The 12,366-nt window shown below is 70.9% G+C and carries 12 protein-coding genes and 1 riboswitch; of the genes, 7 read left to right on the forward strand and 5 right to left on the reverse strand.

Translation table 11 applies throughout. The annotated features are described in order from the left end of the window. The 3 genes from ACFW22_RS34835 to ACFW22_RS34845 form a co-directional block, all read left to right on the forward strand. On the forward strand, nucleotides 1-269 hold a 269-nt coding region (locus ACFW22_RS34835; protein WP_386412562.1), incomplete at its 5' end, for a hypothetical protein. Then, nucleotides 266-733 carry a hypothetical protein gene (locus tag ACFW22_RS34840; protein WP_386412564.1) on the forward strand — a complete coding sequence of 156 codons (468 nt, stop codon included), beginning with the start codon at nucleotides 266-268 and terminating at the stop codon, nucleotides 731-733. The genes ACFW22_RS34835 and ACFW22_RS34840, both read left to right, overlap by 4 nt. A 148-nt stretch (nucleotides 734-881) precedes the next feature. Then, a complete protein-coding gene (locus tag ACFW22_RS34845; protein ID WP_386412567.1) occupies nucleotides 882-1,589 on the forward strand; it encodes a CPBP family intramembrane glutamic endopeptidase in 708 nt (235 codons plus the stop codon). Nucleotides 1,590-1,607: 18 nt separating this feature from the next. Here the strand turns inward: ACFW22_RS34845 and ACFW22_RS34850 are convergent, their stop codons facing one another. The 5 genes from ACFW22_RS34850 to thrC all read right to left on the reverse strand — a co-directional run bounded on the left by ACFW22_RS34850 (nucleotide 1,608) and on the right by thrC (nucleotide 6,393). Continuing rightward, nucleotides 1,608-2,078 carry an SRPBCC domain-containing protein gene (locus ACFW22_RS34850; protein ID WP_386412569.1) on the reverse strand — a complete coding sequence of 157 codons (471 nt, stop codon included), beginning with the start codon at nucleotides 2,076-2,078 and terminating at the stop codon, nucleotides 1,608-1,610. A gap of 126 nt (nucleotides 2,079-2,204) precedes the next feature. Beyond that, complete coding sequence (gene groL / locus ACFW22_RS34855; RefSeq protein WP_384876940.1) at nucleotides 2,205-3,833, reverse strand: chaperonin GroEL; 1,629 nt, start codon at nucleotides 3,831-3,833, stop codon at nucleotides 2,205-2,207. Nucleotides 3,834-4,180: 347 nt separating this feature from the next. Continuing rightward, entirely contained in the window at nucleotides 4,181-4,384 is a 204-nt protein-coding gene (locus ACFW22_RS34860) for a cold-shock protein (protein ID WP_015035246.1), read from the reverse strand. 408 nt (nucleotides 4,385-4,792) lie between these two features. After that, nucleotides 4,793-5,071, reverse strand: coding sequence for a MoaD/ThiS family protein (locus tag ACFW22_RS34865; RefSeq protein WP_386412572.1), 279 nt, complete (start codon nucleotides 5,069-5,071; stop codon nucleotides 4,793-4,795). A gap of 14 nt (nucleotides 5,072-5,085) precedes the next feature. Next, entirely contained in the window at nucleotides 5,086-6,393 is a 1,308-nt protein-coding gene (gene thrC / locus ACFW22_RS34870) for a threonine synthase (protein ID WP_386412574.1), read from the reverse strand. Then, nucleotides 6,387-6,581: riboswitch (SAM riboswitch) on the reverse strand. Its footprint overlaps the gene before it by 7 nt. Nucleotides 6,582-6,730: 149 nt before the next feature. On the opposite strand from thrC, the gene ACFW22_RS34875 reads away from it, so the two are divergent. The 4 genes from ACFW22_RS34875 (at nucleotide 6,731) to ACFW22_RS34890 (ending at nucleotide 12,239) form a co-directional block, all read left to right on the forward strand. Continuing rightward, complete coding sequence (locus ACFW22_RS34875) at nucleotides 6,731-7,699, forward strand: glucosyl-3-phosphoglycerate synthase (RefSeq protein WP_386412576.1); 969 nt, start codon at nucleotides 6,731-6,733, stop codon at nucleotides 7,697-7,699. Nucleotides 7,700-7,815: 116 nt separating this feature from the next. Beyond that, nucleotides 7,816-8,229 (forward strand): hypothetical protein, encoded by a 414-nt coding sequence (locus ACFW22_RS34880; RefSeq protein ID WP_386412579.1) that lies wholly within the window; start codon nucleotides 7,816-7,818, stop codon nucleotides 8,227-8,229. 82 nt (nucleotides 8,230-8,311) lie between these two features. After that, complete coding sequence (locus ACFW22_RS34885) at nucleotides 8,312-9,748, forward strand: trehalose-6-phosphate synthase (RefSeq protein ID WP_386412581.1); 1,437 nt, start codon at nucleotides 8,312-8,314, stop codon at nucleotides 9,746-9,748. A 184-nt stretch (nucleotides 9,749-9,932) separates the two neighbouring features. Next, complete coding sequence (locus tag ACFW22_RS34890) at nucleotides 9,933-12,239, forward strand: immune inhibitor A domain-containing protein (RefSeq protein ID WP_386412583.1); 2,307 nt, start codon at nucleotides 9,933-9,935, stop codon at nucleotides 12,237-12,239. Nucleotides 12,240-12,366: the final 127 nt, after the last annotated feature.

Consider the following 12,366-nt stretch of genomic DNA (forward strand, 5'->3'; position numbering starts at 1 on the left):
GGGACGGGCCCCGGTCCGTCCGGCCGTACGAACTGGCTTACGATCACCCCGTGCCGATCACCTCGTCACACCGCGGTTCCCCGAACCCGATCGAACCCACGGCGGAGGACGTCTCCATGAAGGCCGACACGTCCGCGTGCGCCCCGCACGCGGTCGCCCACCGCGGTGCCGTCGCCGTCGGGGACACCGGGAGCCCGGGCGGCCCGAAGCCGGTGGTTCGGAGCTCCGTCCGGACGAAGCCCACCGGCCTTGCGGGGAGGGCCCGTTGAGCGACGAGCCGGTCTTCGTCCGCAGCAGGTGGGGCACCAACCGCCATGTGTTCAACCACCGCAACCCGGTGGGCCGCGCGCTCATCGTCATCGTGCCGGTCGCGGCGCTGGCCGCCCTGTACCTCCTGTGGAGCGGCCCGGAGTGGAGCGGGGCGGAACTCCGCGAAGGCGTGCGCACCGCGGACCGGACCCTCAACGGCCGGGTCTACGCGGAGCACGTCGACCCGTCGGTCGGCGACCTGATCCAAGAGGCGGTCGAGAACAGCGGCGCGGGCCCCGACGGGGGCGTCGACGTCTCGAAGCAGTACGGCACCGGCGACTCCTACCAGATCGGCGCCGACGGCACCGGGGCCGAGTTCTGCATGCGCGTGGAGAAGAACGAGACCGCCCGGGACGGAAGTCAGGACGCCGGCCACGGCCGGAAGTACGTCCTCTTCACCTCCTTCACGGAGGGCTCCTGCTGAGGACGGAACGCACCGGCGACGGGCGGAGCCCCGCCGGTGACGGGCGACCCGTGCCCGGCGGCGGCGAAGCCGCCTCCCGGAGGGACCTGGCGGGGGGCCCGTCCCCCTGACAGACTGGCTGATCGTGACCCTGCCAAAGGACAGACCCGTGCGGTTCCCCCTGCTGTCGGCCGTCGGGGTCAACGCCGGCTGGCACCTGGTCCTGTTCGCCGCCGCGTTCGGCCTTCCGCTCGGTGCCGTCGCCGGTCCGGTCGTGGCCAACCTGGTCGCCTGCACCGTCCCGTTGGCCGTGGTGGCGTGGTTCCGGTGGTGGCGGGCGCCCTGGCTCTCGACCCCGTGGCCCCGCCGCCCCTGGCTCCTGCTCCCCGCGTACCTGGTGGTCGGCCTGGAGCTGACCCGTGGTGTCACGGGCACGGCGAGCGCGCTGGCCGCGAGCGCGCTGCTGATGGTCTCGGTCGGGATCAGCGAGGAGCTGTACGCGCGGGGCGTGATGCAGGAACTGCTGCGCGCACTGTCCCCGTGGCGCACGGCCCTCTGGCTCGCCCTGCTCTTCGGCCTCGGACACGTGCTGTCCGGGCTCGTCTTCGGACGCAGTCCGGACTACATCGCGTTCCAGGTGCTGCACGCCTCCGTCTTCGGCTTCGTGTTGGCCGCCCTGCGCCTGCACACCGTCTCGATCTGGCCGCTGGCCCTTCTGCACGCGGTGAGCAACTGGGTCAACTCCAACAGCCCGGGGCCGCTCCCGGTCTGGTGGGAAGCCCTCCGTCTCCTCGCCCTCACCTCCTACGGCGTGCTCCTCGTCCGGGCCCGTGCCCGGGAGCGGACTCCGTCGCCCGTCCCCGCCCCGAGCCCCTGATCCGCCGGCACCGGCCCTTCACAGGGTCCGCACGTACGTGGCGAGCCGGTCGTACTGCTCCCTGACCCCCGCCTCCATGCCCGCCGCCAGGGCCTGGTCCCTGATCTCGTTCGAGGGCCAGAAGGAGGTGCTGGTCAGGGCGGTGCCGCCGTCGGGGGTCGCGTCGAAGGTGAGGGTGATGCGGACCGGGTCGTCGCCCGGCATCTGCTCGAAGACCTCCGTGTAGTCGAGCCGCTCCACCGGGACGACGTCCTCGTAGGTGCCGGAGAAGACGATCTCCTGGCCGTCGGGAGCGGTCTGTCCCCAGCGCCAGGCACCGCCGATGCGCAGGTCGATGTCCACGACCGAGGTGGTCAGGGCGGCGGAGCCGTACCACTGCCGCACGTGCTCGGGGCGCGTCCAGGCGCTCCAGACGCTGCTCGGCGGGGCGTCGAAGGTGCGGGTGACGACCAGTTCGCGGTCGGCCGGCGTGGTGAACAGGGTGACCATGGTTCCGGCCCCTTCCCGGAGGAGACCCGTCCCTTCCAGGATCCGCCGAACGCCCGAGGGCGGCACCCCCTGGTGGGGGTGCCGCCCTCGTTCGCGTTCAGCGATGAACCACCGATCCCGAAGGGATCAGAAGTCCATGTCACCGCCCGGCATGCCGCCCGGGGCAGCCGCAGCGGCCTTCTCCGGCTTGTCGGCGATGACGGCCTCGGTGGTGAGGAACAGCGCGGCGATCGACGCGGCGTTCTGCAGCGCGGAGCGCGTCACCTTCGCCGGGTCGATGATGCCCTCGGCGATGAGGTCGACGTACTCGTTGGTCGCGGCGTTCAGGCCGTGGCCGACGGGCAGGTTGCGGACCTTCTCCGCCACGACGCCGCCCTCAAGGCCGGCGTTGACCGCGATCTGCTTCAGCGGGGCCTCGAGGGCCAGCTTGACGATGTTGGCACCGGTGGCCTCGTCGCCCGTCAGGTCGGCCTCGAGCTTCTCGAAGACGTTCGACGCCTGGAGCAGGGCCACGCCACCGCCGGCGACGATGCCCTCCTCGACGGCCGCCTTCGCGTTGCGAACGGCGTCCTCGATGCGGTGCTTGCGCTCCTTGAGCTCGACCTCGGTCGCGGCGCCGGCCTTGATGACGGCCACGCCGCCGGCCAGCTTCGCGAGGCGCTCCTGGAGCTTCTCGCGGTCGTAGTCCGAGTCGGAGTTCTCGATCTCGGCGCGGATCTGGTTCACGCGACCCGCGACCTGCTCGCTGTCACCGGCACCGTCGACGATGGTGGTCTCGTCCTTGGTGATGACGACCTTGCGGGCGCGGCCGAGCAGGTCGAGGCCCGCGTTCTCGAGCTTGAGGCCGACCTCCTCGGAGATGACCGTGCCGCCCGTGAGGATGGCGATGTCGTTCAGCATGGCCTTGCGGCGGTCGCCGAAGCCCGGGGCCTTGACCGCGACGGACTTGAAGGTGCCGCGGATCTTGTTGACGACCAGCGTCGACAGGGCCTCGCCCTCGACGTCCTCGGCGATGATCAGCAGCGGCTTGCCCGACTGCATGACCTTCTCCAGGAGCGGGAGGAGGTCCTTCACGGAAGAGATCTTGGAGTTGACGATCAGGAGGTACGGGTCGTCGAGCGACGCCTCCATGCGCTCCATGTCGGTGGCGAAGTACGCCGAGATGTAGCCCTTGTCGAAGCGCATGCCCTCGGTGAGCTCCAGCTCCAGACCGAAGGTCTGGGACTCCTCGACGGTGATGACGCCTTCCTTGCCGACCTTGTCCATCGCCTCGGCGATGAGCTCGCCGATCTGGGTGTCGGCGGCGGAGATGGAGGCCGTGGAAGCGATCTGCTCCTTGGTCTCGACGTCCTTGGCCTGCTCGAGGAGGGCGCCGGAGACGGCCTCGACGGCCTTCTCGATGCCGCGCTTCAGGGCCATCGGGTTGGCGCCGGCGGCGACGTTGCGGAGGCCCTCGCGGACGAGCGCCTGGGCGAGGACGGTGGCGGTGGTCGTACCGTCGCCGGCGACGTCGTCCGTCTTCTTGGCGACTTCCTTGACCAGCTCGGCGCCGATCTTCTCGTACGGGTCCTCGAGCTCGATCTCCTTGGCGATGGAGACACCATCGTTGGTGATCGTGGGGGCGCCCCACTTCTTCTCGAGGACGACGTTGCGGCCCTTGGGGCCGAGGGTGACCTTGACGGCGTCAGCGAGCTGGTTCATGCCGCGCTCGAGACCGCGCCGGGCCTCCTCGTCGAACGCGATGATCTTGGCCATGTGAAGTGGTCCTCCCGGACATGGGGTGGATAACGCTCCAGGACCGCGCCGACGCCCGCGACGGACGGCCTCCGCGACTCCGCGTGGTTCCTTGCCCCACCCGGCCGGCGGCCTCGTCTGCCCGATCCTCGTAGCACTCTCACCTTCCGAGTGCTAACGCCAATGATTAGCACTCGCCCTAGGAGAGTGCAAGCCGTTCCGGAGAACACCCAGGTGCGCGGCGGGCCGGACGGCGGGAAGGTCCGGGTGCCACCCCGACGGCCGGAGCGGAACGCGCGAGGGGGCCGCACCCCTTCCGGGGTGCGGCCCCCTCGACGGCGTTGCGTCGGTGGCCGATCGCGCCGCGCTCAGACGGCGAGCTTGACCATGTCCGCCTGCGGGCCCTTCTGACCCTGCGAGATCTCGAACTCGACCCGCTGTCCCTCTTCGAGGCTGCGGTAACCATCCATCTGGATCGCGCTGTAGTGGACGAAAACATCCGCACCACCGTCGACCGCGATGAAGCCGTAGCCCTTCTCCGCGTTGAACCACTTGACGGTGCCCTGAGCCATGCCTAACTCCCCTATTACTGGCCCTTGCGCGGGGCCGCACTTCACGAACCCCGGGTCAGACCCTGCGCCGGAACGCGTCGACCGCGGCTGAATGTATCTGTCCAACTGCCCTCTGCAACAGGTCATTCGACCGAGAATTCTGGGCGCCCTGGAAAGGGGAATTGGGGAGAATCCCCTTTTTTATGGGGCAAGTCGGGCCCGGCAAAGCGCGCAGAAGGTACACAACGCGCATGGAGTTTGGCTACTTCTTGTCGCGCGGGGACGCATTCTCATATGTGTCCGGCATGCGCGGCCGAGGGGACTTCCCCAACTCTACCGCGCTCAACCATGCAGAATTGCCCCTTCCGCTTATTGGCGCGGAAGGGGCAATTCTAGAAAGACGGGGCCCCGTAAGGACGACCGGACGGTTCAGCAGCCGCCGGCGACCGCCGGGATGATCGAGACGCCCGCGCCGGCCGGCGTGGCCGTCTCCAGGCCCTGCTCGAAGCGCACGTCGTCGTCGTTCACGTAGACGTTGACGAAGCGGCGCAGCTTGCCCTGGTCGTCCAGGACGCGGGCGGCGATGCCCGTGTGGTTCTTGTCCAGGTCCGCGATGACCTCGGCGAGGGTCGCGCCCTCGGCCCGGACCTCGGACTGCCCGCCCGTGTAGGTGCGGAGGATGGTGGGGATGCGGACGTTCACGGCCATGTCTTCGTAACCTTTCAGTGCGCCAGGCCGGCGTCGCGGAACGCGTCCAGGCTCGGGCGGATGGTGGTGGTTGCCTGAGAGGTGTCGGCCACCGCGTCCAGGGTCTTGAGTCCGTCGCCGGTGTTGAGGACGACGGTGGTGAGGTCGGGGTCGATCAGACCTGCCTCGACGAGCTTCTTGGTGACGCCGACGGTCACACCGCCCGCGGTCTCCGCGAAGATGCCCTCGGTGCGGGCGAGGACCTTGATGGCCTCGACCACCTGCTCGTCGTTCACGTCCTCCACGGCGCCGCCGGTCCGGCGGGCGATGTCGAGGACGTAGGGGCCGTCGGCCGGGTTGCCGATGGCGAGCGACTTGGCGATCGTGTTCGGCTTCTGGGGCCGTACGACGTCGTGGCCGGCCTTGAAGGCCGCCGACACCGGGGAGCAGCCCTCCGCCTGGGCGCCGAAGATCTTGTACGGCTTGTCCTCGACGAGACCGAGCTTGACGAGCTCCTGCAGGCCCTTGTCGATCTTGGTGAGCTGGGAGCCGGAGGCGATCGGGATGACGAGCTGGTCGGGGATGACCCAGCCGAGCTGCTCGCAGATCTCGTACGCCAGCGTCTTGGAGCCCTCCCCGTAGTAGGGGCGGAGGTTGACGTTCACGAAGCCCCAGCCCTCGCCGAGCGGGTCGCCGATGAGCTCCGAGCAGAAGCGGTTGACGTCGTCGTAGTTGCCCTCGATGGCGACGAGGTCACCACCGTAGACACCGGCCATGACGACCTTGCCCTGCTCCAGGTCGTGCGGGATGAACACGCAGGAGCGGAAGCCGGCGCGGGCGGCGGCGGCGCCCACGGCGCCGGCCAGGTTGCCGGTGGAGGAGCAGGAGAGCGTGGTGAAGCCGAAGGCGCGGGCGGCCTCGATGGCCTGGGCGACGACCCGGTCCTTGAAGGAGTGGGTCGGGTTGCCGGAGTCGTCCTTGACGAAGAGCTTGCCGGGGGCGACGCCGATCTCGCGGGCCAGGTTGTCGGCCTGGACCAGCTTGGTCCAGCCGGGGTTCAGGTTCGGCTTCTCGGCGACGTCTGCGGGGACGGGCAGCAGCGGGGCGTAGCGCCAGACGTTGGCGGGGCCCGCCTCGATCTGCTTGCGCAGCGCCTCGGGGTCACCGGTGGGGAAGTCGTACGCGACTTCGAGGGGCCCGAAACAGAGCTCACAGGCGAAGATCGGGCCGAGCGGGAAGACCTCACCGCATTCGCGACAGGAGAGCCCGGACGCGGGACCGAGGTCGACGGTGGTGGGTGCGACGGTCTGTACAGCCATGGAGGCGAGGCCCTTTCTCCTCATCTTTCTCAATGGCGAATTTTTCGCCATGAGACGGATTTGGCACCTTCCCTAGCCGGGGACCTCGCGCATGTGATGCGGCGCCCGTCGGGCTCCACCTGGATGGTGGTCCGAAGACGGGTGACGAGTGACCGACTGGAGGGTTGCCGGGGCTTCAACGGGCCGTTTCCCTCTGCCCCTCTGGATGAGCGGTATTCGATTGTGAAGCGCGGTGGACTTTCGTTCCTGCGCTCCGACGCGGGTGGGACCCCGACGTGCATCGGGCATCCGCGTTGTTCAAGACTGTAACCGAAGGCCCGGACGCTTGGACCGGCCGTCCGAACCGCGAGATGGAGATCACGTGCTGGAAGAGGTGGAACGCTGGCTGGAGCGGCGGTCCTGGTCCGTGGCGGACCGACCGCTGGAGCGGATCCTCGCCGCCAAACGGAACACGAAGGTGAGCGTCGTCCTGCCGGCGCTGAACGAGGAGGCGACGGTCGGGGACATCGTTTCCGTGATCCGCCGCGAACTGATGACGGCGGCGGTGCCCCTGGTCGACGAACTGGTGGTGGTCGACTCGGGCTCCACCGACCGCACCGCGGAGGTGGCGGAGGCGGCCGGCGCGCGGGTGGTCGCGCGGGACGAGGTGCTCCCCCGCATACCGGCCGTGCCCGGCAAGGGCGAGGTCCTGTGGCGGTCCCTCATGGCGACGGGCGGGGACGTGGTCTGTTTCGTCGACGCGGACCTGCGCGACTTCTCGGCGGACTTCGTGACGGGGATCGTCGGCCCGCTGCTCACCGACCCGGACGTGGACTTCGTCAAGGCGATGTACGACCGCCCCTTCGGCGCCGGAGGCGACGGGCCCGCCCCCGGCGGGATCCCCGGCCAGGGCGGTCGGGTGACGGAACTGGTGGCGCGCCCGCTGCTCAATCTGCACTGGCCCCAACTCGCCGGCTTCGTCCAGCCCTTGGGCGGCGAGTACGCGGCGCGGCGCTCCCTGCTCGAACGGCTGCCGTTCCCGGTGGGGTACGGAGTGGAACTGGGGCTGCTCGTGGACGCCCTGCACACGGTGGGCCTGGACGCACTGGCCCAGGTGGACGTGGGGGTGCGCAAGCACCGGCACCAGGACGGGCAGGCACTGGGCAGGATGGCGGCGGCCATCTACCGGACGGCTCAGGTGCGGCTCTCCCGGGGACACCTGGTGCGCCCGAGGCTGACCCAGTTCGAGCGGGGCACGGAGGGGTTCGAGCCGCGGACGTACGCGGTGGACACGGAGGAGCGACCGCCGATCGCCGAGATAGCGGAGTACGCGCACCGCCGCGTGGCCTGAGCCCGGAGGAGGGCGGTGGCACGGGCGTCCGGACGGCCCCGCCCCGCGGCCCGAAAGCGCGGCCGGCGCGCGTGGCGCGACCCCCGCAACGGCCGCTTTGCCTAGATTTTCGATCCATGCGCCTCACACACCACCACCCGGGCAGAGCGCTCGCGGCCGTGTGCACCGCGGGCTCGCTGCTGCTGGCGGCGGGACCGGTCGCCGCCGGCGCGGTCGAGCCCTTCGACCCGCGGCACCGGGCGGCGCCGTCCGGTCGCTCCGCCCCGGCGGACGGCAGGGTCGCGGGGTGTCCGACACCCCCTGCGGAACCGCCGGCGCACTGCACGGTGCCCCTCTCCGGCCAGGGCCCGACGGAGGCGGCACCGGGGGCGGAGCGATCCGCGCCGGTGGGGCGGGGCGGGGCCACGGCCGGGACCGGCAGCGGCGGAGAGCGGCTGTGGCTGCTCGGGGCGCTCGCCGCGGCCCTGACGGCGGCGGGCCTGGTGGCGAGGGCCGCGGTGCGCGGCCGGCGCGCCCCTGACCGGCCCTGAGCTGCGGCGACACCCCGTGGCCGGATCCACCCGTCTCGTATACGTACGTTTGAGCGTTTCCGGGACGGGCTAGGTTCGCCACATGGCTACTGTGCTCGTGGCATCCAACCGGGGCCCGGTCTCGTACGTGCTCGGCGAGGACGGCTCGCTCGACGCCCGCAGGGGCGGTGGCGGCCTCGTCTCGGGGCTGAGCTCCGTCTCCTCGCAGGACACCCTGTGGGTGTGCGCGGCGCTCGGCGAGGGCGACCGCGAGGCCGTGCGGCGCGGGACGGGCGAGCCCGGCGTGCGCATGTTGGACATCGATCCGGAGGTGTACGCCGACGCCTACGACGGCATCGCGAACTCGGTGCTGTGGTTCCTCCACCACCACCTGTACGACATTCCGCGCGAGCCGGTCTTCGACGCGGAGTTCCGGCGCCGCTGGGATTCCTACCGCACCTACAACCGGGCCTTCGCCGGGGCACTGGCGGCGGAGGCCGCGGAGGGCGCGGCGGTGCTGGTGCAGGACTACCACCTGGCCCTGGTCCCGGGCCTGCTGCGGGAGCTCCGCCCCGACCTGAGGATCGCCCACTTCACCCACACCCCGTGGGCGTCGCCCCCGTACCTGCGGATGCTCCCGGACGGGGTCCGGGAAGAACTGCTGTGGGGGATGCTGGGCGCGGACGAACTGGGTTTCCACACCCGGGAATGGGCGTCGGCGTTCCTGGGCTGCGCGGACTTCGCCACCGCCTCCGGGACGGCGTCCCCCGGTTCCCCGGGCGGCGACGGGCGCCGCCGGGTGACGCACCGGCGCCGGACGGGCCCGGAGCGGACCACCCGGATCGGGGCGTACCCCCTGGGCGTGGACGGCGAGGAGCTCCGGAGGCTGGCGCACCGCCGGGAGGTGGACGAGCGCCTGGCACGGCTCCAGGAGGAGGTCGGCGGGCGCAGGACCATCGTCCGGGTCGACCGCACGGAGCTCTCCAAGAACATCCTGCGCGGCCTGCGCGCCTACCGGGAGCTGCTGGTCGTCCACCCGGAGTGGCGCGACCGGGTCGTGCACCTGGCCTCGGCGTACCCCTCGCGCCAGGACCTCGACGCCTACCGCACGTACACGGCCGCGGTGACGGAGCTGGCGGACGAGATCAACGCCGAGTTCGGGACGGCGGACTGGCAGCCGGTGCTGGTCTCGGTCGAGGACGACTTCACCCGTTCCCTGGCGGCCTACCGCCTCGCGGACGTGGCCCTGGTGAACCCGGTGCGCGACGGCATGAACCTGGTCGCCAAGGAGATACCGGTGGTCTCGGAGCTCGGCTGCGCGCTCGTCCTGTCCCGGGAGGCGGGGGCGCACGCGGAGTTGGGCGAGGACGCGCTCACGGTGAACCCCTTCGACGTCTCGGAGACCGCGGAAGCCCTGCACACCGCCCTGTCCATGTCGTCGACCGAGCGCGCGGACCGCACGAAACGCCTGGCGGTCGCGGCCACGTCCCTTCCCCCGCAGCGCTGGTTCCTGGACCAGTTGGAGGCGCTCCGGGGATAGCCGGTGACGGGGAGGACCCGGCGGGTGCGGTGCGCCGGGTCCTTCGGTCAGCGGTGATCCGGTTCCCGGTAATCGGTACGGACCCCTCCTCCTGAGGGGTCCTCTCGTGCCAGACTCTGCGGCGATCGTTCCCCCAGGCGATCCGTTTTCCCCCCATGAGGCAAGCGGAAGGATCGCAAGACACGTGAAAAAGATTGTCGTGGGCATGACCGTCGGGTCGGCGCTCACCGCACTCCTCGCCGCGGGGCTCACCCCCGCCGCCGCACAGGAGGCCCGGGACGCCGCACCGACGGGTGCGCAGGCACACCGGCCCGACAACCGCCCCGGACCGCTCACGAAGCAGCGCACCGAACTGCGCCAGACGGCGATCGACCTGGTGGCCAAGGGCAAGGCCAGGGCGAACGCCGAGGGCGTCGTCGAGGTCGCGCCCGGCAAGTTCGCGGAGATCGAGACCACGACCGCCACCCGCCAGGAGAAGATCTTCACGATCCTCTCCGAATTCGGCGACCAGGGGTCCGGCAAGCTCGGCACCGTCCCCGGCCCGCTGCACAACGAGATACCGCAGCCCGACCGGACCGAGGACAACTCCAACGCCTGGACCGCCGACTTCTCGAAGTCCTACTACGAGAACCTGTTCAACGGCTCCGGCGAGTCCATGAAGACGTACTACGAGCAGCTGTCCAACGGCCGCTACTCGGTGACCAACACGGTCGAGGACTGGGTCAAGGTCCCCGGCAACGCCTCCACCTACGGCGACAACTCCGTGGAGGACTCCGGCGGCTCCTGGGCCTTCATCCAGGACACCGGCAACGCCTGGTGGGACGCCCAGATCGCGGCCGGCAAGACCCCCGCCGAGATCGACGCCTACCTCGCCCAGTTCGACGTCTGGGACCGCAACGACTGGGACCACGACGGCAACTTCGACGAGCCGGACGGCTACATCGACCACTTCCAGGCCGTGCACGCCGGCATGGGCGAGGACGCGGGCGGCGGCGCGCAGGGCGAGGACGCCATCTGGTCCCACCGCTGGTACGTCAACGGCGACGACTACGGCCTCACCGGCCCGGACGTCTCCGGCACCCAGAACAAGGCCGGCGGCGCCCGCATCGGACAGTCCACGTACTGGCTCGGCGACTACACCACCGAGGGCGAGAACGGCGGACTCGGCGTCTTCTGCCACGAGTTCGGCCATGACCTCGGCCTGCCGGACTACTACGACACGGGCGGCGGCGAGAACTCCACCGCCTTCTGGACCCTCATGAGCTCCGGCTCCTGGCTCGGCCACGGCGACGCCGCCAACGCCGGCATCGGCACCCACCCGGGCCTCATGGGCGCCGAGGAGAAGCTCTTCCTCGGCTGGCTGGACCACGTCGACGCTCCCCTCGGCAGCAACGGCACCTACACCCTCAACCCGGCGCAGCTCCAGGTCGCCGGCAAGGCCCAGGCGGTCCGCGTCCCGCTGCCGGACAAGACGAGCAGCACCGCCTACACCACCCCGACCTCGGGCGGCCACGCCTGGTGGACCGGCTCGGCCGACGGCCTCAACCAGGCCCTCACCCGCTCCGTGCCGGCCGCCTCCCGGATCACGGTCAAGGCGAGCGCCTGGTACGAGATCGAGGCCGACTACGACTACCTCTTCGCCGAGTACTCGCTCGACGGCGGCGCCAACTGGATCCGCGCCGGTGCGGCCGTCGACGGTTCCTCCAGCGGCCGGTGGACGACCCTGCGCTACGCGTACGACGCCCAGGGCAAGCCGTCCCTCTTCCGCTTCCGCTACCAGACCGACGGCGGCGTCCACTTCGCCGGCGCCTTCCTCGACGACGTCACCATCGGCTCCGGCGGCACCACGCTGCTGACCGACGACGTCGAGCAGGGCACCAACGGCTGGACCGCACAGGGACGTTGGAAGATCTCGACCGGCACCGAGACCGCCAGCTACCCGCACTACTACCTGCTGGAGAACCGCGAGTACGTCGGCAGCGACGCACTGCTCGCCGAGGGCCCGTACCAGTTCAGCAAGGGCATCACGGCGCCCGACTGGGTCGAGTACTTCGCCTACCAGAACGGCATGCTGGTCTGGTACGTCGACCGCTCGTACGACGACAACAACGTCAGCGCGCACCCCGGCGGCGGCTCGGCCATGGCCGTCGACGCCCGCCCGGCTCCGTTCCGGTACCCCGACGGGACCGCGCCCAGCAACCGGCGCCAGCCCTTCGACGCGACCTTCGGCCTGGAGGCCACCGACCCGGTCTGCCTCCACAAGGAGGTCCTGGTGGGCAAGGGCAAGGCACAGGCCGTCGAGACGCAGGCGGCCTGCGCCCCCTCCGTTCCGGGCATCCCGGTCTTCGACGACACCGACCCGAACGCGTACTACGACACCACGGCCCCGCAGGCCAGCGTGAAGGTCGCCGGTCACGGCGTGCGCGTCACGGTCACCGGTGACGCCGGCGACGACCTGACGATCAGCGTCGCCAACCCGGCCGCGCACTGATCCACGGCAGGACCGCGGGGGCGGGGGGGGGGGGGCGCCCGCCGCCCCCCCCCCCCCCCCCCCGGGCGCCCCGCAACCCCCCACCCCCCCCCCGCCGGCCCCCCCCCGGGCCGCCCCCGCGGCCCCC

This window comes from Streptomyces sp. NPDC058872 (assembly GCF_042743065.1).
In the GTDB taxonomy this organism is placed as follows: Bacteria; Actinomycetota; Actinomycetes; order Streptomycetales; family Streptomycetaceae; genus Streptomyces.